The 20,949-nt window shown below is 73.1% G+C and carries 17 protein-coding genes; 15 read left to right on the top strand and 2 right to left on the bottom strand.

The annotated features are described in order from the left end of the window. The first annotated feature begins 94 nt into the window (after window positions 1–94). Window positions 95–919, top strand: coding sequence for an oxidoreductase (locus AB0898_RS00500; protein WP_366800590.1), 825 nt, complete (start codon window positions 95–97; stop codon window positions 917–919). Between the two features lie 393 nt (window positions 920–1,312). Here AB0898_RS00500 and AB0898_RS00495 read toward each other — a convergent pair whose 3' ends face one another. Continuing rightward, window positions 1,313–2,146 carry an HAD-IB family hydrolase gene (locus AB0898_RS00495; RefSeq protein WP_366800589.1) on the bottom strand — a complete coding sequence of 278 codons (834 nt, stop codon included), beginning with the start codon at window positions 2,144–2,146 and terminating at the stop codon, window positions 1,313–1,315. A gap of 582 nt (window positions 2,147–2,728) precedes the next feature. Here AB0898_RS00495 and ssd point away from each other — a divergent pair. From ssd to AB0898_RS00460, 7 genes are all read left to right on the top strand, one after another. Next, complete coding sequence (gene ssd / locus AB0898_RS00490; protein ID WP_366800588.1) at window positions 2,729–3,835, top strand: septum site-determining protein Ssd; 1,107 nt, start codon at window positions 2,729–2,731, stop codon at window positions 3,833–3,835. Continuing rightward, window positions 3,832–5,064 (top strand): TadA family conjugal transfer-associated ATPase, encoded by a 1,233-nt coding sequence (locus AB0898_RS00485; RefSeq protein ID WP_366800586.1) that lies wholly within the window; start codon window positions 3,832–3,834, stop codon window positions 5,062–5,064. The genes ssd and AB0898_RS00485 overlap by 4 nt, the downstream gene beginning before the upstream one ends. Continuing rightward, entirely contained in the window at window positions 5,057–5,938 is an 882-nt protein-coding gene (locus AB0898_RS00480; protein WP_366800585.1) for a type II secretion system F family protein, read from the top strand. Before AB0898_RS00485 ends, AB0898_RS00480 begins: the two co-directional genes overlap by 8 nt. Beyond that, on the top strand, window positions 5,935–6,849 hold the full coding sequence (locus tag AB0898_RS00475) for a type II secretion system F family protein (protein ID WP_366800584.1): 915 nt from the start codon (window positions 5,935–5,937) through the stop codon (window positions 6,847–6,849). Before AB0898_RS00480 ends, AB0898_RS00475 begins: the two co-directional genes overlap by 4 nt. A 63-nt stretch (window positions 6,850–6,912) precedes the next feature. Further along, window positions 6,913–7,113, top strand: coding sequence for a DUF4244 domain-containing protein (locus tag AB0898_RS00470; RefSeq protein WP_366800583.1), 201 nt, complete (start codon window positions 6,913–6,915; stop codon window positions 7,111–7,113). A gap of 40 nt (window positions 7,114–7,153) precedes the next feature. Further along, window positions 7,154–7,492 (top strand): TadE family type IV pilus minor pilin, encoded by a 339-nt coding sequence (locus AB0898_RS00465; RefSeq protein ID WP_366801029.1) that lies wholly within the window; start codon window positions 7,154–7,156, stop codon window positions 7,490–7,492. After that, window positions 7,489–7,977, top strand: a complete 489-nt coding sequence (locus tag AB0898_RS00460; protein WP_366800582.1) for an Rv3654c family TadE-like protein — start codon at window positions 7,489–7,491, stop codon at window positions 7,975–7,977. Before AB0898_RS00465 ends, AB0898_RS00460 begins: the two co-directional genes overlap by 4 nt. Here AB0898_RS00460 and AB0898_RS00455 read toward each other — a convergent pair. Further along, entirely contained in the window at window positions 7,947–10,445 is a 2,499-nt protein-coding gene (locus AB0898_RS00455; RefSeq protein ID WP_366800581.1) for a DEAD/DEAH box helicase, read from the bottom strand. The genes AB0898_RS00460 and AB0898_RS00455 overlap by 31 nt on opposite strands. 82 nt (window positions 10,446–10,527) lie before the next feature. On the opposite strand from AB0898_RS00455, the gene bldG reads away from it, so the two are divergent. The 7 genes from bldG to topA all read left to right on the top strand — a co-directional run bounded on the left by bldG (window position 10,528) and on the right by topA (window position 20,861). Beyond that, window positions 10,528–10,869 (top strand): anti-sigma factor antagonist BldG, encoded by a 342-nt coding sequence (gene bldG / locus AB0898_RS00450; protein WP_018547960.1) that lies wholly within the window; start codon window positions 10,528–10,530, stop codon window positions 10,867–10,869. Between the two features lie 152 nt (window positions 10,870–11,021). Continuing rightward, the gene (locus AB0898_RS00445) at window positions 11,022–11,459 is read left to right on the top strand and encodes an ATP-binding protein (protein ID WP_366800580.1); all 438 of its coding nucleotides are present in this window, start codon (window positions 11,022–11,024) and stop codon (window positions 11,457–11,459) included. Between the two features lie 919 nt (window positions 11,460–12,378). Further along, window positions 12,379–14,787 (top strand): sodium-translocating pyrophosphatase, encoded by a 2,409-nt coding sequence (locus tag AB0898_RS00440; protein ID WP_366800579.1) that lies wholly within the window; start codon window positions 12,379–12,381, stop codon window positions 14,785–14,787. Between the two features lie 305 nt (window positions 14,788–15,092). Further along, window positions 15,093–15,683, top strand: a complete 591-nt coding sequence (locus AB0898_RS00435) for a small secreted protein (RefSeq protein WP_366800578.1) — start codon at window positions 15,093–15,095, stop codon at window positions 15,681–15,683. Window positions 15,684–15,731: 48 nt separating this feature from the next. Beyond that, the gene (locus tag AB0898_RS00430) at window positions 15,732–17,249 is read left to right on the top strand and encodes a class I SAM-dependent methyltransferase (protein ID WP_366800577.1); all 1,518 of its coding nucleotides are present in this window, start codon (window positions 15,732–15,734) and stop codon (window positions 17,247–17,249) included. Between the two features lie 324 nt (window positions 17,250–17,573). Then, window positions 17,574–17,771, top strand: coding sequence for a hypothetical protein (locus AB0898_RS00425; RefSeq protein WP_366800575.1), 198 nt, complete (start codon window positions 17,574–17,576; stop codon window positions 17,769–17,771). 237 nt (window positions 17,772–18,008) lie between these two features. Further along, complete coding sequence (gene topA, locus AB0898_RS00420) at window positions 18,009–20,861, top strand: type I DNA topoisomerase (protein ID WP_366800574.1); 2,853 nt, start codon at window positions 18,009–18,011, stop codon at window positions 20,859–20,861. Window positions 20,862–20,949: the final 88 nt, after the last annotated feature.

The following is a 20,949-nucleotide window of genomic DNA, read 5'->3' as shown; positions in this document are numbered from 1 at the left end:
GAAGACCACTCCTTCGAGGGGTGGCCGGGAGGGGGTCGCGGGCTTCCCCAGGGGTGCGGGTCCGGACGAGGGACGGAGGCGTAGGGTCGTACGCATGAGTACGACAGGTGCGACCGCCGACCCGCTCGCCGCCCTGGGTTCGCTGCCCGGCGTGGCCGACTCCGTGGAGTCCGTGCGCAAGGCCGTGGACCGGGTCTACGGGCACCGGATCATGCGGCGCCGCAGCAACGCGATCACCTCCGAGGCGGCGCTGCGCGGTGCGCGTGGTTCGGCCGCGCTGTCCGGTGCCGACTGGGGCCTGGAGGAGGTGCGGCGGCGCACGGACTTCAGTACCGACGCCGAGGCGCGGGTCATGGGCGCGGCCCTGCGGCTGACCGCCGAAGCGGGCCAGCTGCTGTCCATCTGGCGGCAGTCGCCCCTGCGGGTGCTGGCCCGGCTGCATCTGGTGGCGGCCGCGAGCGACGGCGACGAGGTGGGCCGGCCGCGCCGCGCCGGTGAGACGGCCGACGAGCCGCTGATCGAGCTGCGGCTGCCCGACGCCCCCGAGGTCTCGGGCCGCCTCGACGGTCTCGCGGAGCTGATCATCGCGGGCAGCGCGGCGCCCGCGCTGGTGACGGCCGCCGTGGTGCACGGCGAGCTGCTCGCGCTGCGCCCCTTCACCTCGCACAACGGGCTCGTCGCGCGCGCCGCCGAGCGCATCGTGCTGATCGGCAGCGGCCTGGACCCGAAGGCGGTGTGCCCCTCCGAGGTCGGCCACGCCGAACTGGGCCGTGCGGCCTATCTGGGCGCGCTGGACGGCTACGTCTCGGGCACTCCCGACGGCATGGCCGCCTGGATCGCGCACTGCGGCCGGGCGATCGAGCTCGGTGCCCGTGAGTCGACGGCCGTGTGCGAGGCGCTGCAGCGCGGGGCGGCCTGAGCGGGCCGGTTCGCGGCGGGGGCGGGCGGCCCGGACAAGGGTTGCGGCGGTACGAATCCTTCTCGTACCGCCGCTGGCATGTTCACCCGGGTTACCAAGCGTCCTCGTGTGTTGCTCATCAGGTCGGGGTGCTTTGCCCGGCCCTGGTGTAGCAGGCCCGTAATCGACGGTCCGACGTCGCGTGGGTGCCCAGTGTTCATGCGAGGTCCGTAAGGCCAAGTGCGTAGTGACAGGGAATCCTCGCGGATGTCCTTTGGTCTCGCGGGCCGTTGACTCCTTTGTACTGCAAAAGTGGAGAAATCGGAACCCCTGGCCGCACTTCTTTGCTTATGAACCCATAGCGGATTTCAGGTTTGATTCCTGGGCGGGTCTGCGCGTACCGGGAAGAAACGGTCAGGCGGTCGTCGTGCGGCGCCGGTTGGCGTACCAGACGAGGCCGGCCGTGGCCGCCGCCGCTCCCACGGCCGCCATCGCCACGAGCGCGGGGCGAGGTGGCACCGAGAGCGTGGGGAGCCGCTGCTTGAGCCGGACCGGCTTGCGGAACTCCAGGACCGGCCAGCCGCGTGCGACCGCTTCCCGGCGCAGCGCGCGGTCGGGGTTCACGGCGTGCGGGTGGCCCACCGCCTGGAGCATGGGCAGGTCGGTCACCGAGTCGCTGTAGGCGTGGCTGCGGTCGAGGTCGTACCCCTCGGACGCGGCCAGCTCCCGGACGGCCTCGGCCTTGGTGGGGCCGTAGGCGTAGTACTCGACCTCGCCGGTGTAGCAGCCGTCCTCGCCGACGACCAGGCGCGTGGCCACCACGCGGTCGGCGCCGAGCAGTTCGCCGATCGGCTCCACCACCTCGGCGCCCGAGGTGGACACGATGACCACGTCGCGTCCGGCGGCGTGATGGCGTTCGATGAGCGAGGCGGCCTCGTCGTAGATGATGGGGTCGATCAGATCGTGCAGCGTCTCGGCCACGATCTCCCTGACCTGCCGCACGTTCCAGCCGCGGCACAGTGAGGACAGATACTCGCGCATCCGCTCCATCTGGTCGTGGTCCATACCTCCGGCCAGGAAGACGAACTGGGCGTATGCGGTACGCAGTGCCGCCCTGCGGTTGATCAGTCCGCCTTGGTAGAAGGACTTGCTGAAGGTGAGTGTGCTCGACTTCGCAATGACCGTCTTGTCCAGGTCGAAGAAGGCCGCTGCGCGGGGCAAGGAGTGGTTTTCCACGACCCTGAGCATAGGCGCCCACCATTCGGCGTAAGGTGTGGCGCGTGGGTTTGCCTGAGAGGCCTCTCGGGTACACCATGGAAGTCACGGATCGTTCGCGACCGTGCTAACCCGGTCTGGCTCCTCCCCCCCCGAGTCGGACCGTGGGGACGACCCCCGCTCTCCCCCCCGGCGGGGGTCGTCGCATGTCCAGATGGGGTTTCTTCCTCTTTTTCCGGCATGGAACCGCTGGCGGCCGGCACATGGCCGCCGTTTCGTCATGCCCATGATTGATTACTTAGGGTAATCATCAGGGTGCTCTGTGGAAGACGTACACGAACCGTGTCCGCGTCACCGGTTTGAGTGACGGAGATATTCACAGCCCCTTCGGCGTCCACAGTTTTCGACCAAGATCCACATCATTTCCGGGTTCGTCTCATCGTGATTCCACCGCGCTCCGGAGCGGGCCCCGCGAGGGCCTGATCGCAATACCGGACGTGTTTGGCCGGTTCCTGTCGGCCGTTCATATGGAAACCGTTACCGGTTCTCCACAACTCGGGGAATCGCGTGGCCCGAGGGGGCCACGCGCACCACGCAGCGAAAGGGAAATCCACCATGACCGGAACCGTCACCCACGATGCGCCACCGGCCGCCGGAGACCGGGCGGCCCGCCCGCTCATCGTGACCGAGGACCCCCTGCTCCTGGACGACCTGCTGCGCCTGTGCGCGGCGGCCGGCGCCACACCCGAGGTCCACCACGGCGTCCCGGACCACGGCGGCGGCTGGTCGGCCGCACCGCTCGTCCTCGTCGGGGACGACGCCGCCCGCCGTGTGCGCGGGGCCGCGCGCCGCAGAGGAGTGGTGCTGGTGGGCCGCGACCAGGACGACCCCGACGTGTGGAAACGCGCCGTCGAGATCGGCGCCGACCACGTCCTGATGCTGCCCGGCGGCGAACAGTGGCTCGTCGACCGCATCGCGGACGTGGCCGAAGGGGTCGACCGACCCGCCCTCACCGTCGGAGTCATCGGCGGCCGGGGCGGTGCCGGGGCCTCCACCCTCGCCTGCGCCCTCGCCGTCACCTCCGCCCGCGAGGGCGTGCGCACCCTTCTGGTGGACGCCGATCCGCTGGGCGGCGGACTCGACGTGCTCCTCGGCGGCGAGACCGCGGAGGGCCTGCGCTGGCCCGCCTTCGCCGCCTCGCGCGGCCGGGTCGGCGGCGGCGCCCTGGAGGAGTCCCTGCCCGAACTGCACGCTCTGCGGGTGCTCAGCTGGGACCGGGGCGACTGCGTGGCCGTCCCGCCCCAGGCCGTCCGCGCGGTGCTCGCCGCCGCCCGGCGGCGCGGCGGCACGGTCGTCGTCGACCTCCCGCGCCGCCTGGACGACGGGGTCGCGGAAGCCCTCGCCCAGCTCGACCTGGCCCTGCTCGTCGTCCCGGCCGAACTGCGCGCCATGGCGGCCGCGGGCCGCATCGCCTCCGCCGTCGGCATGGTCGTACGCGACCTGCGCGTGGCGGTGCGCGGGCCGTGCGCGCCCGGACTGGACGACCGCGAGGTGGCCCGGCTCCTCGACCTTCCCCTGGCCGGCACCGTCCCCCTGGAACCCGCCCTGGCGCGGCCGCGCGGCACCGCGAGGCCGCCCGGCGCGACCGGACGCGGCCCGCTGTCCCGCTTCTGCAGCGCCTTCTGGGAGCAGGCCCTGACCGAGCCGGGAGGCACCCGATGACCCTCCCCGGACTCGGCCTGGCCGACGGCGCGGCCCTGCTCGACGGCGTCCGGCGCCGTCTGGCCGAGAGCGGCGCCGAACCCACCCCCGCCCGTGTCGCCCAGGCCCTGCGCGAACAGGGCCGGGTCCTGGGCGACGCCGAGGTCCTCGGCGCGGCCGAGCACCTGCGCTCCGAACTGGTCGGCTCCGGCCCGCTGGAGCCGCTGCTCGCGGACCCCGAGGTCACCGACGTGCTGGTGACCGCGCCGGACCGGGTGTGGGTGGACCGGGGTGGCGGGCTGGAGCTGACCCCGGTGACCTTCCCCGACCCCGCGGCGGTACGACGTCTCGCGCAGCGGCTCGCCGCCGTCGCCGGGCGCCGCCTGGACGACGCACGGCCCTGGGCGGACGCCCGGCTGCCCGACGGCACCCGGCTGCACGCCGTGCTGCCCCCGGTGGCGGTCGGCTGCACCTGCCTCTCCCTGCGGGTGGTCCGGCCCCGCGCCTTCACCCTCGCCGAACTGGCCCGCGCGGGCACCGTGCCGCCCTCCGGCGACCGGCTTCTGCGCGCGCTGCTGGACGCCCGTCTGTCCTTCTTGATCAGCGGCGGCACCGGCACGGGCAAAACCACCCTCCTGAGCGCACTGCTGGGCCTGGTCGGACCGGGCGAGCGGATTGTGCTCGCGGAGGACTCGGCCGAGCTGAGACCCGACCATCCCCACGTCGTACGGCTGGAGACCCGGCCCGCGAACCAGGAGGGCGCCGGTCTGGTCACGCTGGAGGACCTGGTCCGGCAGGCGCTGCGGATGCGGCCCGACCGGCTCGTCGTCGGGGAGGTGCGGGGCCGTGAGGTGGTCGATCTGCTGGCCGCGCTCAACACGGGCCACGAGGGCGGCTGCGGCACCGTGCACGCCAACGCGGCGGGCGACGTACCGGCCCGGCTGGAAGCGCTGGGTACGGCGGCCGGGCTCGACCGGGCCGCGCTGCACAGCCAGTTGGCGGCCGCCCTTTCGGTCGTGCTCCACCTCGTGCGCGACCGGACCGGACGGCGCCGGATCGCCGAGGTGCACGTCCTGGAGCGGGACGCCTCCGGGTTCGTGCGGACGGTGCCCGCGCTGCGGTGGGGCGAGCGGGCGTTCGTCGCCGAGCGCGGGTGGGGACGGCTGCGGGAGCTGCTGGGCGGCGGCCGGCTCCAGGGACTTGAGGACCGCGTCAGCGGCCGTGGCGAGAGGAGCGGTGGCGATGGGTGAGGTCGGGATGGGCGAGCTGGGCACGGGCGCGGCGCTGGTGTGCCTCGGCGGTGTCGGACGGCTGTACTGCGCACGGCAACAGGGCCTGCGGCGGGCGCGGTTGCTGCTGGCGGCCGGCGGGACCGCGGCCACCGGGCCGCCTCCCGGTTCCGGGGAGCGCGCGGTGGCCGGGCTGCGGCGGCTGACCGGCAGGCTGGGTGCCGAGTGGTGGTCGCTCGCGGCCGGGCTGCTGCTGGCGGTCCTGGGCGCCTCGGTGATTCCGGTGGTCGCGGGGGCTTCGGGCGTGCCGCTGCTGCGCCGGCTGCGGATCGCCCGGCAGGCCCGGCAGTCCGAGGACCGCCGGGCGGAGGCGGTGATCGCTCTGTGCGGTGCGCTGGCCGGGGAGGTGCGCGCGGGACGGCAGCCCGGCGAGGCCCTGCTGCGGGCCGAACGGGACTGCGGCGGGCTGGGTGAGGCGCAGGCCGCCGTGGTCGCCGCCGCCCGCTTCGGCGGTGATGTGCCGGGCGCTCTCGCCCTTGCCGCACGGCGGCCCGGCGCCGAGGGGCTGCTGGGGCTCGCCGCGTGCTGGCGGGTGGCCGTGGACCAGGGCGCGGGACTCGCCGACGGGCTCGACCGGCTGGACGGCGCCCTGCGCGCCGAACGGGACCAACGTGCCGACCTGCGCGCCCAGTTGTCCGGCGCCCGGGCCACCGCCCTGCTGCTGGCCGCGCTCCCCGTACTCGGGCTGCTGCTCGGCGCCGCCATGGGCGCCCATCCGTTACGGGTGCTGCTGCACACCGGTGCCGGGCTCGGCTGCCTGGCGGCCGGAGCGGTGTTCGAGGCGGCCGGGGTCTGGTGGTCCGGCCGGATCGTGCGAGGAGCTGAGGCGGCATGAACGGGGACTTCGTCCACAGGCTGGGGGTGACGGTGTTGGCGGTGCTGTCCCTGGCGTGGACGGCGCGGCGCGTGGATGCGGCCTGGTGGGGACGGCAGGAGAGGCGCAGAGCGGCGGGACTGGTGCCGGGGCCCGGGGCCGGCGCGCGAACGGTGGCGGCCGGTCTGGCGGCCGTGCCGGTGTCCGGGCGCGCTGTGGGCGGACTGCGGGCCGTACCGGTGCCGGGGCGCGGCTTGAGCGGTGCCGGACCGCCGCCCGCGCCGGCCCCCAGCCCCGGCCCCGCCGCCGGACTGATGGGAGCCGTACGGCCATGGCTGCCCCTCGCCGGAGCGGCCTGCGGGGCGTGGGTGCTGGTCGGCGGGGTCACAGGAGTCCTCGTGGGGCTCGGAGTGGCCGCGGGACTGTGGCGGTGGCGCCGGGAGAACGACGCCCGGCGACCCGCCGAGACGGTCGACCTGGCTGCGGCCGCCCGCCAACTCCCGCTCGCCGCAGAGCTGCTGGCGGCCTGCGTCGAGGCCGGAGCGGAACCGGTGGTCGCCGCGCAGGCGGTCGGGGACGCCCTCGGTGGCCCCGTCGGAGACGCGTTGGCGCGGGGCGCGGCCGAGGTGCGCCTCGGCGGTGAACCGGCGGGCGCCTGGCGCCGGTTGACCGCGCTGCCCGGCGCGGGGCCGCTCGCCCGCCTGCTGGAGCGGGCGTCCGAGTCGGGCCTGCCCGCGGCGACCCCGGCGGCCCGGATCGCCTCGGATGCCCGGGCACTGTCGGCCCGCATCGCCACGACCCGGGCCCGCCGGGCGGCCGTGCTGATCTCCGCGCCGGTGGGGCTGTGCTTCCTGCCCGCCTTCATCGCCATCGGAGTGCTGCCCGTGGTGATCGGGCTCGCGGGCGGGGTGCTGGGAGGGGGTGGTCGCTGAGGCGGGGCGTGGGTGATTCCGACCGGAGAAGTGTCAATCGGCTTGAAAAGAAGGGAACTTGAGATGCGGCAGAAGGCAGGACTGGTGTGGCGGCGGCTGCGGAAGCGGTGCCGCGAGGACGCCGGAATGGTGACCTCCGAGTACGCCATGGGGATCATCGCGGCGGTCGGGTTCGCGCTGCTCCTCTACGAGGTGGTCACCAGCGGGGAGGTCAAGGCGGAGCTCCAGGGCATCGTGAAACGGGCGCTCAGTGCGCACACATGAGCCGCGCGGGGACCGGGGGTTCGTGACCGCCGAGGCGGCCATGACGCTGTCCGTGCTGGTGGCGTTCGCCATGGCGCTGGTCTGGGGGCTGCTCGTGGTCGCCGCCCAGATCCGGTGCGTGGACGCCGCCCGCGCGGGCGCCCGGGCCGCCGCCCGGCAGGACCCGGAGGACGCGGTGCTGCGGGCGGCCCGCGAGACGGCACCGGACGGCGCCGAGGTGAGCGTGGGCCGCGAGGACGGCCGGGTCAGGGTGACCGTGGTGGCCAGACCACCGGTGTGGAGCGGGTTGCCGTTCGACGTGCGAGAGGAGGCGGTGGCCGATGCGGAAGAAGTTGTCGGCGCCGGGGAGGACCCGGCTCGGGAAGGGAGCGGGCGATGAGGTGCCGGGACGGCACGGCTCGCCGGGGCCGGGGCCGGGGCGACCAGGGCTCCGCGACCGTCTGGAGCCTCGGGGCCATCGCGGTGCTGTGCGTGGTGTTCGGCGCGGTGCTCGCCCTCGGGCACGCCGTCGCCGTACGGCACCGCGCGGCCGGTGCGGCGGACCTCGCGGCGCTGGCGGCGGCGGACCACTGGGCCGAGGGTGACGCGGCCGCGTGCGCCCGGGCCGAGCGGGTGGCCACGGCACAGGGCGCGCGGCTCGTGCGGTGCGTGCTCTCCGGTGAGGTCTCGGACGTGAGCGCGGGCGCGGGACGGGGGCCGTTCACGGCGGAGGTGAGGTCGCGGGCGGGGCCGGCGGAGAGTTCTGCGGACCGGGGGGGGGGGGGGCCTGCGGCGGGTTCCGTAGACCCGGCAGGGCCGGTGCCCAGCCCCGGAGAGCCCGGCTCGGCACCCCCTCACTCGCTGACGCGGTCCCCTCCCGGCTGAGGTCCGGCCTCTTCGGCCGTCCCCGCCGCCCCCCGCAGCAGTACCCCCAGCAGCCGTACCGCCCCCCGTTTGTGCAGAGGGTCGTTGCCGTTGCCGCACTTGGGGGACTGGATGCAGGACGGGCAGCCCGCGTCGCACTCGCAGGAGGCGATGGCCTCGCGGGTGGCGGTGAGCCAGGAGCGGGCGGTGTGGAAGGCACGTTCGGCGAAGCCCGCACCGCCGGGGTGGCCGTCGTAGACGAAGACGGTCGGCAGCAGGGTGTCGGGGTGGTGCGGGACGGAGACGCCGCCGATGTCCCAGCGGTCGCAGGTGGCGAAGAGGGGCAGCATGCCGATCGAGGCGTGTTCGGCGGCGTGCAGGGAGCCGCCGAGGATCTCCGGGCTGATGCCGGCCTGGTCGAGCTGGTCCTCGGTGACCGTCCACCACACCGCGCGGGTGCGCAGCGTACGAGGAGGGAGGTCCAGTTTCGTCTCGCCCATCACCTCGCCGGTGATCAGGCGCCGGCGCAGGAAGGAGACCACTTGGTTGGTGACCTCGACGGAGCCGTAGCACAGGCGCCCGGCGCCCCACGGGATCTCGGTGTCCGTCTCCAGGACGGAGATGGACGTGGTGTCGCGGGCGACGGTGGAGTAGGGCGGGTCGGCCCGTTCCACCAGGGCGACGGAGTGCTTCAGGTCGAGGGAGCGCACCAGATAGGTGCGGCCCTGGTGGAGGTGGACGGCGCCCTCGTGGACGGTGGAGTGCGCGGAGCCCGCGTCCACCGTGCCGAGCAGATGCCCGGTGCCCTCCTCCACGACCTGCACGGGAGGTCCGCCCTCGCCGCGGATGTCGGTCAGGTCGGCGGCGCGCTCGCGGCGGGTCCAGTGCCAGGCGCGGGTGCGGCGGCGCAGCAGCTTCGCGGCCTCCAGCTGGGGCAGCAGCTCGGCGGTCGCGGGGCCGAAGAGGTCGAGGTCGGCCTCGGTGAGCGGGATCTCGGCGGCGGCGGCGCACAGGTGCGGGGCGAGGACGTAGGGGTTGTCGGGGTCCAGGACCGTGGATTCCACCGGACGGTCGAACAGGGCCTCGGGGTGGTGGACGAGGTAGGTGTCCAGCGGGTCGTCGCGGGCGACCAGCACCGCGAGCGCGCCCTGTCCGGACCGGCCCGCGCGGCCCGCCTGCTGCCAGAGGGAGGCCCGGGTGCCCGGGTAGCCCGAGATGAGCACCGCGTCCAGGCCGGAGACGTCCACGCCGAGTTCCAGCGCGGTCGTGGCGGCCAGGCCGAGGAGTTCGCCGGAGTGCAGGGCGCGTTCCAGGGCGCGGCGTTCCTCGGGGAGGTAGCCGCCCCGGTAGGCGGCGACGCGCCGGGCCAGTGAGCGGTCGACCTCGGCCAGGCGTTCCTGGGCGATGACCGAGATCAGCTCGGCGCCGCGCCGGGAGCGTACGAAGGCGACCGAGCGCACGCCCTGCACGGCGAGGTCGGTCAGCAGGTCGGCCGTCTCGGCGGTGGCGGTGCGCCGTACGGGGGCGCCCTTCTCGCCGTGCAGCTCGGTGAGCGGGGGCTCCCAGAGGGCGAAGACGAGTTCGCCGCGCGGGGAGGCGTCGTCGGCGACCTCGACCACCGGCAGGCCGGTCAGCCGGCCGGCGGAGACGGCGGGCTCGGCGGAGGTGGCGGAGGCGAGCAGGAAGACGGGGGAGGAGCCGTAGCGGGCGCACAGGCGGCGCAGCCGGCGCAGTACCTGGGCGACGTGTGAGCCGAAGACGCCCCGGTAGGTGTGGCACTCGTCGATGACGACGTACTTGAGCGACTTCAGGAAGGAGGACCAGCGGGGGTGGGCGGGGAGGATGCCCCGGTGGAGCATGTCGGGGTTGGTCAGCACGTAGTTCGCGTGCTGGCGGACCCACTCGCGTTCCTCGAAGGGGGTGTCGCCGTCGTAGACGGCCGCGCGCACCGCCGTGCCGAGCGGGGCGGCGAGTTCGCGCACCGCGCGGCACTGGTCGGCGGCCAGGGCCTTGGTGGGGGAGAGGTACAGGGCGGTCGCGCCCCGGCCGTTCGGCGCCTCGGAGCCGTCCAGGAGCGCGGAGAGCACCGGGACGAGGTAGGCGAGGGACTTGCCGGAGGCGGTGCCGGTGGCGACGACCACGGAATCGCCGTCCAGCGCGTGTTCGGCGGCGCGCGCCTGGTGGGCCCACGGGTGCTCGATCCCGCATGCCTCGACGGCCGCGACGACCTCGGAGCGAATCCGGTCCGGCCAGACGGCATGGCGGCCCGCGCGCGGGGGCAAGTGCTCCGTATGAGTGATGCGCGCGGATCTGCTCGGGCCGGAGGCGAGCCGGCTGAGGACCGCCCCCGGGGACGGGCGGGACGCCGGGTCCGGCGGGTATCGGTCGGGTCGGAGATTCTTGGCCATCGGCACCGAGTGTGTCACCGGCTTGACGGACAATGGAGCCAAGGCGTCGTGCACACATGCCGGTAAGTGATTGAATGCCATCGCGGCTGGCGTTGCGTCCCGGGGGCCGCAAGCCGAGATGTCCCGAGGGACGACCGCTCGATAGCAAGGTGCTGGAGGTTCCGTGGACCTGTCCCTGTCGACCCGTACCGTCGGCGATCGCACGGTCGTCGAGGTCGGTGGCGAAATCGATGTGTATACCGCGCCCAAGCTGCGCGAGCAGCTGGTCGAGCTGGTGAACGACGGGAATTTCCACCTCGTCGTCGACATGGAGGGCGTGGACTTCCTCGACTCCACCGGTCTCGGCGTGCTGGTCGGCGGCCTGAAGCGGGTGCGTGCCCACGAGGGCTCGCTGCGCCTGGTGTGCAACCAGGAGCGCATCCTGAAGATCTTCCGCATCACCGGCCTCACCAAGGTGTTCCCGATTCACACCTCGGTCGAGGAAGCGGTGGAGGCCACCGACTGATTCCGGACCGTTCGCCGAGTCCGGGCCATGCGGCCCGGACCCCGGCGGGTCCTGCCCCGCGCCGTGTGCCGGGGCGCAGAAGTACAGCGTGGGGTGCGGGCTTTCGGCTGCCCCGCCCCCGTATCGCACGCCCGTAGTCGCGAGGGGGATGCATGGCCACCGTCGAACTCCGCTTCAGCGCGCTGCCCGAGCACGTCCGTACCGCCCGTCTGGTGGCGGCCGCGGTGGCGCGCCGGGCCGGAGTGGACGAGGCCGTGCTGGACGAGGTCCGGCTCGCCGTGGGCGAGGCCTGTTCCCGTGCCGTGGGGCTGCACCAGAGCGGGGGCATCACCGCGCCGGTGAAGGTCGCGTTGATCGAGGAGGAGAAGCTGTTCTCCATCGAGGTCGGCGACGAGGCTCCGCATCCGGTCGCCGCCGAGCGGGTGGCGGGCGGTCCCGCGTCCGACGCGGACGTGGAGGCCGAGGAGGACGAGATGGGCCTCGCGGTCATCAGTGGACTGGTGGACGACGTCAAGGTCACCACCGGCCCGGACGGCGGCCTGATCCGCATGTCCTGGCCGACGGCCCCCCCGATCACCCCGCTCCTCTGACCCCACCCTCCCGCCCCACCCCAGACCCCTGCCCAGCAGGACCCTTCGCGCTACCCGAGCACTGCCGCGCCGCTCCGCGAGCCTTCTCTGCCGGTCCCGAGCGCTGCCGCGCCGCTCCGCGAGCCCTCTCCTCCTGTCCCGACCCGCTGCCGGGTCGCTCCCCGAGCCTTCTCCGCGCCGGTCCCGCGCGCGCCGCCCCGCCGCCTCGGGGAAGCCCCCGCCGCACTCGTGCCCCGCACTGCCGCATCGCCGCGCGAGCCCTCTCCGCACCGCCCGCGCCGCCGCGCCGCCCCCTCCACATCGGTTCCGCGTGCCCCGTGCTGCCGCGCCGCTTCCCCCGGCACCACCCCCGCGCGCTGCCGCGCCACCCCGCTCCGTATCGGTTCCGCGTGCCCCGTGCTGCCGCGCCGCTTCCCCCGGCACCACCCCCGCGCGCTACAGCGCCACCCCGCTCCGTATCGCCCGCGCTGCCGCGTGCCCCGCGCTGCCGCGCAGCCTCCTCCGGCACCACCCCCACGCGCTGCCGCACCTCCTCCTCCCTGCCGGCCCCGCGTGCCACCCCCATGCGCCGCCAGGCGAGCCCACCTCGTGAGCCCCCCTCCGCACCGCCCCACGCCCCCCGCCCCACCCCACATGCCCCCCTCACCCCACCCCGCCCACCAGCCCCGGAATTCGTGAAGGAATTCACGAGTAATTCCGATCAAGGGAAACCGCGCCGGTACCTCGCCGAAACCCCGTAGGGAACCCGTAGGGACCCCGTACGGCCCCCACCGGAAATGCCTCAGCGCTATTACGCCGTTTGGGTTCTCGGTCCTTGTGACGGTCCCGATCATTTGCTAAAGACCATGTGCCGGGCAATTCTGTTTACCGTGCCCTGTGCTGATCATTACGAGCTCAGCCCAAGCCTCAAGGAGGACGAATGGCGGGGCTTTCCCTTCCTCAGCCGGACCACTCCATACCCCTCGCGGCAGCGGTCCTGACCGACGACAACCGGATCATGGTCGCGGTGATCGCGGCCGTCGCCGTGGCCGCGCTCGTGGTCGCGGGCGTCCTGGTGCGCCAGGTGCTGGTGCACGACGAGGGCACCGACTCGATGAAACGGATCGCGGAGGCGGTCCAGGAAGGCGCCAAGGCGTATCTCGCACGGCAGTTGCGCACCCTCGCCGTATTCGCCGTGGTGGTCTTCTTCCTGCTTCTGCTGCTGCCCGCCGACGACTGGAATCAGCGGGCCGGCCGGTCCGTGTTCTTCTTGATCGGCGCGGTGTTCTCGGCGGCCACCGGATATATCGGCATGTGGCTCGCCGTACGCAGCAATGTGCGCGTCGCCGCGGCCGCCCGGCGGGCCACTCCCGCGCGGGGTGAACCGGAAAAGGATCTCACCGTCGTATCGCACACGGCGATGAAGATCGCATTTCGCACGGGCGGTGTGGTCGGCATGTTCACCGTCGGCCTCGGCCTGCTCGGCGCCTCCTGCGTGGTGCTGGTGTACGCGGCCGACGCGCCCAAGGTGCTGGAGGGCTTCGGCCTGGGCGCCGCGCTCATCGCGATGTTCATGCGGGTGGGCGGCGGCATCTTCACCAAGGCCGCCGACGTGGGCGCCGACCTGGTCGGCAAGGTCGAACAGGGCATCCCGGAGGACGACCCCCGCAACGCCGCGACCATCGCGGACAACGTGGGCGACAACGTCGGCGACTGCGCGGGCATGGCGGCCGACCTCTTCGAGTCGTACGCCGTCACGCTGGTCGCCGCGCTGATCCTCGGCAAGACCGCCTTCGGCGACGCGGGCCTCGCCTTCCCGCTGCTGGTGCCCGCCATCGGCGTGGTCACCGCCATGATCGGCATCTTCGCGGTCGCCCCGCGGCGCGCCGACCGCAGTGGCATGAGCGCGATCAACCGGGGCTTCTTCATCTCGGCGGTGATCTCCCTGGCGCTCGTCGCCGTCGCCGTCTTCCTCTATCTCCCCTCGCGCTACGCGGACCTGAAGGGCGTCACCGACGTCGCGATCCGCGCCAAGGACGGCGACCCGCGCATTCTGGCGGTCGTCGCGGTGGCCATCGGCATCCTGCTCGCGGCCGTCATCCAGCAGCTCACGGGCTACTTCACCGAGACCACCCGCCGCCCGGTCCGCGACATCGGCAAGACCTCGCTGACCGGTCCGGCCACCGTCGTGCTCTCGGGCATCTCCATCGGCCTGGAGTCGGCGGTGTACACCGCGCTGCTGATCGCGCTGAGCGTGTACGGCGCGTTCCTGCTCGGCGGTACGTCGATCATGCTCGCGCTGTTCGCGGTGGCGCTGGCCGGCACCGGACTGCTCACCACGGTCGGCGTGATCGTCGCCATGGACACCTTCGGGCCGGTCTCCGACAACGCGCAGGGCATCGCCGAGATGTCCGGCGACGTCGAGGGCGCGGGCGCCCAGGTGCTCACCGACCTCGACGCGGTCGGCAACACCACCAAGGCCATCACCAAGGGCATCGCCATCGCCACCGCCGTCCTCGCGGCCTCGGCGCTCTTCGGGTCGTACCGGGACGCGATCACCACCAATGTGCGGGACGTGGGGGAGAGGCTGAGCGGGCCCGGCTCGCCGCTCACGCTGTCCATGGACATCTCCCAGCCCAACAACCTGGTCGGCCTGATCGCGGGCGCGGCGGTCGTCTTCCTCTTCTCCGGACTGGCCATCAGCGCCGTGTCCCGGTCGGCCGGTTCGGTGGTCTACGAGGTGCGGCGGCAGTTCCGCGAGAAGCCCGGCATCATGAACTTCACGCAGAAACCGGATTACGGCAGTGTCGTCGACATCTGCACCAAGGACGCGCTGCGGGAGCTGGCCACACCGGGTCTGCTGGCCGTCATGGCGCCGATCTTCATCGGGTTCACCCTCGGCGTCGGCGCGCTCGGCGCCTACCTCGCGGGCGCCATCGGGGCGGGCACGCTCATGGCGGTGTTCCTCGCCAACTCCGGCGGCGCCTGGGACAACGCCAAGAAGCTCGTGGAGGACGGCCACCACGGCGGCAAGGGCAGCGAGGCCCATGCGGCCACGGTGATCGGCGACACGGTGGGCGACCCCTTCAAGGACACGGCGGGCCCGGCCATCAACCCGCTGCTGAAGGTCATGAACCTGGTCTCCCTGCTCATCGCGCCCGCGGTGATCAAGTTCTCCTACGGTGCCGACAAGAGCCCGGCCGTACGGGTCGTGGTCGCGGTGCTCGCGCTCGCGGTGATCGTCGTCGCGGTGTACGTGTCCAAGCGGCGCGGCATCGCGGTGGGCGACGGGGACGACGAGGACGAGGGCGAGATATCCAACTCATCGCCCCCGGCGGTCGTTTCGTAGGCGACGCGGGGACGGTCCGGTCGACGGACGGGCGGGCGGTACGCGCTGACGTACCGCCCGCCCGTCATGTGTGCGTACGGCACGCTCCCCCTCCTTGCGGGGCCCGGGCTCCCCTTCCCGGCGGGGCCCGCGCTCCCCTCTCCCGCCCGGTATCCGTACGTCCCTGTGGGCATCCGCACGCCGTGAGCCTTCTCTCCTGCGGTGCGAAACATGACAAAAGCCCACGCAGGGGGCGTTCGGCGGGGGGACGGTGTGGTCCGCCGTGTAGATTCCGGGGGCCGAGAGCCAGGGAAGGGACCGATCCTGTGAACAAGAAGCTCGCGGCCGCACTGTCCGGCGGTGCGGTACTCATAGTCGCGCTGACCGGATGCGGCGGCAAGAGCGAGGGACCCGACCCCAAGCTGGGGGTCTGGGCCAAGTCGGTGTGCGACGCCGTACCCGCTCAGGACAAGAAGATCAGCGCCGCGAACGCGTCCATCGCCAAGATCGCCTCCGACAGCGACCTCGCGCCGAAGGACGCCAAGGAGACCTACGCGCAGGCCTTCCAGGACATGTCCGAGGGCTACAAGGCGATCGCCGACGCCATCGGCCACGCGGGTCCGCCCCCCGGCGTCGAGGACGGCGCCAAGCGCCAGCAGGACGCGGTCAAGAACCTCAACGACCTCTCCACGTCGTACGCCGACCTGAAGAAGAAGGTCGACGACCTGGACACCAAGGACCAGGGCGAGTTCGCCAAGGGCCTGCACGACGTCGCCGACCGCACCAAGGCGATCGGCAAGCAGAGCGACAGCGGCACCGAGGCGCTCAAGCGCCTGGAGCAGGGCGACGTCCGCGAGGCGATCGCCGAGCAGGCCAGCTGCAAGGCCTCGGCGTCGGCGCCCGCGCAGGCGGGCTGACGGCGCTCGCCCGAGGCCGGGCCCGGCACGGCGGGCCACAATGGGGACGTGACTGACACCGGCTCCGCTCCCCTGCCCGCCGCCGACCACCCCGGCACCACCGCCCGGCTGCGCGCCGCCCTGCTCGCGGCCTCCTTCACCGCCGACGGTCTGCTCGACCTGCTCGGCGCCCCCGCGTACGCGGCGCTGGCCCGCAGCGAGACCGTGCCCGCGCTCCGGGCGACCCGCGGCGACACGCCGCTGGAGGCGCTGGTGCGGCTCTTCCTGCTCCAGCAGCCCGTGCCGGCCGCGCGCCTGGCCGGCGTGCTCCCCGTCGACGACGCGGTGGACGCGGGCTGGCTCACCCGGGTGGGGGGCGAGGTGGCCGCGACGGTGGACGTACGGCCGTACGGCGGTCCCGACGGCGAGGACTGGTTCATCGTGTCCGACCTCGGCTGCGCGGTCGGCGGCGCGGGCGGCATCGGACAGCGCGCCGAGAACGTCGTCCTCGGGGTGGGCGGCGCCTCCACGACGCTGGCCGGGATCACCGTGCGCACGCCCGTCGGCTCCGCGCTCGACCTGGGCACCGGCTCCGGCATCCAGGCGCTGCACGCCGCCCAGCACGCCACGCGCGTGACGGCCACCGACCTCAACCCGCGCGCGCTGCACATCACCGCGCTCACCCTCGCGCTCTCCGGCGCGCCCGCCGCCGATCTGCGCGAGGGCTCGCTGTTCGAACCGGTGCGCCAGGACGAGACGTTCGACCTGATCGTCTCCAACCCGCCCTTCGTCATCTCGCCCGGCGCCCGCCTCACCTACCGGGACGGCGGGATGAGCGGGGACGATCTGTGCCGCACGCTCGTTCAGCAGGCGGGGGACCGGCTGAACGAGGGCGGGTTCGCGCAGTTCCTCGCCAACTGGCAGCACGTGGAGGGGGAGGACTGGCAGGAGCGGCTCAGGTCCTGGGTGCCGCGCGGATGCGACGCGTGGATCGTGCAGCGCGAGACGCAGGACGTCACGCAGTACGCCGAGCTGTGGCTGCGGGACGCCGGGGACCACCGCGAGGACCCGGCGGAGTATCAGGCGCGGTACGACGCCTGGCTCGACGAGTTCGAGGCGCGCAAGGTCAAGGGGATCGGCTTCGGCTGGATCACCCTGCGCAAGACCTCGGCGGCCGAGCCGTCCATTGTCGTGGAGGAGTGGCCGCACCCGGTCGAACAGCCCCTCGGCGATGCGATCCGGGCCCACTTCGAACGCGTCGGCCATCTGCGCGAGCGCGACGACGCGGCTTTGCTGGAGGGGCACTTCAGGCTCGCCGCCGAGGTGGTCCAGGAACAGGTCGGGCTGCCCGGCGCCGAGGACCCCGAGCATGTGGTGCTCCGTCAGCACCGGGGCATGCGCCGCGCCACCAAGGTCGACACCGTCGGCGCGGGCTTCGCGGGCGTGTGCGACGGCACGCTGAGCGCCGGCCGCATCCTGGACGCCATCGCCCAGCTGGTCGGCGAGGACCCGGTGGCCCTGCGTGACCGCACCCCGGCCCAGATCCGGCTGCTGGTGGAGCAGGGCTTCCTGGAGCCGGTCGCCTGACCGGCACCCCGGGGACGGGTACGGGTGCCCCGGGGGCGGGTACGGCTGCCGTACCCGCCCCCGCCCTTGCCATATCCGCCCCCGCCCCTGCCGTACCCGCCCTCCCCGCGCCTGCGTAACCGCCACCCGATCTTCGCCGTACGCCCCGGACACCACGCCCCGCCGGAAAACGGCTGGAGAACGGCCGGAAAGGCGCGCTCCGCCGCCCCCGTCCCGCCCCGGCGGAGCCGGCCGTTCACCCGGTTGTCGCCCCCCTGTCGATCGCCCGTGGCACGCTCCCCGCGCCTGAGCAGGCGGAAGCGGCGAGAGAGGGGCGGGCGGGGCATGGAGAGCGGTCCGGCGGTGTTCGCGGGAGTGGTGTTCGCGCTGTTCGGAGGTGGTCTGCTGATGTGGACCGGGGTCCGGGTGCGGCGGGGGGAGCCGGTGGCGCAGGGGGTCGGGCAGACCCTGTCGGCGAGCCTCGCCGCAGCCGCCGGGGCCGTGGCGCTGGGGCTCGCCGCGTACTGTCTCACCCGGCTCTGAGATCCGGAGCGGAGCGTCGCACTCCGGACGCGGGCCACGGACGTACCGGGTACTCCGGGCGGCAGGAATGCCGGTAGTCGGGTTACCGTTCGAGTGGCCGTTGTGGGCTTTTCCCGTTTGACACGGGGGCGGGATGTACCGTCACACTCCGCAGCGTCACACGTGCCAGAAGCACGCCGCGACCCCGGGACCAAGGCCCTGGGGAGGCCACAGCGTCGACCGGAGAGAAGAGCGAAGTTGTCCCCGACCAGCGAGACCGCACAGGGCGGCCGCCGACTCGTCATCGTCGAGTCGCCTGCCAAGGCGAAGACGATCAAGGGTTACCTCGGCCCCGGCTACGTAGTCGAGGCGAGCGTCGGGCACATCCGGGACCTTCCGAACGGCGCCGCCGAGGTGCCCGACAAGTACACCGGCGAGGTCCGCCGCCTCGGTGTGGACGTCGACCACGACTTCCAGCCGATTTATGTGATCAACGCCGACAAGAAGGCGCAGGTCAAGAAGCTCCGGGACCTGATGAAGGATTCCGTCGAGCTCTTCCTCGCCACCGATGAGGACCGCGAGGGCGAGGCCATCGCCTGGCACCTCCAGGAGGTCCTCAAGCCGAAGATCCCCGTCAAGCGGATGGTCTTCCACGAGATCACCAAGGACGCGATCCGCGAGGCCGTCGCCAACCCGCGCGAGCTGAACAAGAAGCTGGTCGACGCCCAGGAGACCCGCCGCATCCTCGACCGCCTCTACGGCTACGAGGTCTCGCCGGTCCTGTGGAAGAAGGTCATGCCGCGTCTGTCGGCGGGCCGTGTCCAGTCCGTGGCCACCCGGCTCATCGTCGAGCGCGAGCGCGACCGTATCGCCTTCCGCTCCGCCGAGTACTGGGACCTGACCGGCACCTTCGCCACCGGCCGCGCCGGTGACCCCTCCGACCCGTCGTCGCTGGTCGCCCGGCTCCAGTCCGTGGACGGCCGCCGCGTCGCCCAGGGCCGCGACTTCGACTCCCTCGGGCAGCTCAAGAGCGCGAACACCCTCCACCTGGACGAGGCGGGCGCCCGCGCGCTCGCCGCCGCCCTGGAGACCACCCGCTTCTCGGTGCGCTCGGTCGAGTCCAAGCCGTACCGCCGCTCGCCGTACGCCCCGTTCCGTACGACCACGCTCCAGCAGGAGGCCAGCCGCAAGCTCGGCTTCGGCGCGAAGGCGACGATGCAGGTCGCCCAGAAGCTGTACGAGAACGGCTACATCACGTACATGCGCACCGACTCCACGACGCTCAGCGACACCGCTGTCGCCGCGGCTCGTGCGCAGGTCACGCACTTGTACGGCGCCGACTACCTCCCGCCGCAGCCGCGCACCTACGCCGGCAAGGTCAAGAACGCGCAGGAGGCGCACGAGGCGATCCGCCCCTCCGGCGACCGCTTCCGCACCCCCGCCGAGACCGGCCTGACCGGCGACCAGTTCAAGCTGTACGAGCTGATCTGGAAGCGCACCGTCGCCTCCCAGATGAAGGACGCGGTCGGCAACAGCGTCACCGTCAGGATCGGCGGTGCCTCCGCCGACGGCCGGGACGTGGAGTTCAGCGCGTCCGGCAAGACGATCACCTTCCACGGCTTCCTCAAGGCCTACGTCGAGGGCGCCGACGACCCGAACGCCGAGCTGGACGACCGCGAGCGCCGGCTGCCCCAGGTCGCCGAGGGCGACCCGCTGGCCGCCGACGCGATCACGGTCGACGGGCACGCCACCAAGGCCCCGGCCCGCTACACCGAGGCGTCCCTGGTCAAGGAGCTGGAAGAGCGCGAGATCGGCCGCCCGTCGACGTACGCGTCGATCATCGGCACGATCCTGGACCGCGGCTACGTCTTCAAGAAGGGCACGGCCCTGGTGCCGTCCTTCCTGTCCTTCGCGGTCGTCAACCTGCTGGAGAAGCACTTCGGCCGGCTCGTCGACTACGACTTCACCGCCCGCATGGAGGACGACCTCGACCGCATCGCGCGCGGCGAGGCCCAGTCCGTGCCGTGGCTCAAGCGGTTCTACTTCGGCGAGGGCCTGGAGGACTCCGGTGCCGCCGCCGACGCGGGCAACGGCGACGGCGACCACCTCGGCGGCCTCAAGGAACTGGTCACCGACCTGGGCGCGATCGACGCCCGTGAGGTGTCCTCCTTCCCGGTCGGCGACGGCATCGTGCTGCGCGTGGGCCGCTACGGCCCGTACATCGAGCGGGGCGAGAAGGACACCGAGGAACACCGGCGCGCCGATGTCCCCGAGGAACTGGCGCCGGACGAGCTGACCGTCGAGCTGGCCGAGGAACTGCTGGCCAAGCCCAGCGGCGACTTCGAGCTGGGCACCGACCCGCAGTCCGGTCACCCGATCGTGGCCAAGGCCGGCCGGTACGGCCCCTACGTCACCGAGGTGCTCCCGGAGGGCACCCCGAAGACCGGCAAGAACGCCGTGAAGCCGCGTACGGCCTCCCTCTTCAAGTCCATGTCGCCCGACACGGTGACGCTGGAGGAGGCGCTCCAGCTGATGTCGCTGCCCCGCGTGGTCGGCACCGACGCCGAGGGCGTGGAGATCACCGCGCAGAACGGCCGCTACGGCCCGTACCTGAAGAAGGGCACGGACTCGCGGTCGCTCACCTCCGAGGACCAGATTTTCACGATCACCCTGGAAGAGGCGCTGGCGATCTACGCGCAGCCCAAGCAGCGCGGGCGGGCCGCCGCCAAGCCGCCGCTGAAGGAGCTGGGCGAGGACCCGGTCTCCGGCAAGCCGGTCGTGGTCAAGGACGGCCGCTTCGGTCCGTACGTCACCGACGGGGAGACCAACGCCACCCTGCGCTCCGGCGACAGTGTGGAGGAGATCACCCCCGAGCGCGGCTTCGAGCTGCTCGCCGAGAAGCGGGCCAAGGGCCCCGCCAAGAAGACGGCGGCGAAGAAGACGACGGCCAAGAAGACCGCCCCGGCGAAGAAGACCGCCGCAAAGAAGACGACGGCGAAGAAGACGACCGCCAAGAAGACGACCACGGCGAAGAAGACCGCCGCGGCCGCCAAGAAGACGGCCTCGTCCGGCTCTTCCGCCTCCTCCGCCGCTTCCGGCACGGAGGACTGAGTCCGCGGGGGAGTCCTCCCAGGCTCCTCTCCGACGCCCCGGTACCCGCCCGCGCGCGGTGCCGGGGCGTCGGCGTGTCGCCGGGATG

Origin of the sequence: Streptomyces sp. NPDC005435 (genome assembly GCF_040703155.1) — a bacterium.
Taxonomy (GTDB): Bacteria; Actinomycetota; Actinomycetes; order Streptomycetales; family Streptomycetaceae; genus Streptomyces.
The sequence above is the reverse complement of the archived record's forward strand: the minus strand, read 5'-3'. Positions and strand labels throughout refer to the sequence as shown.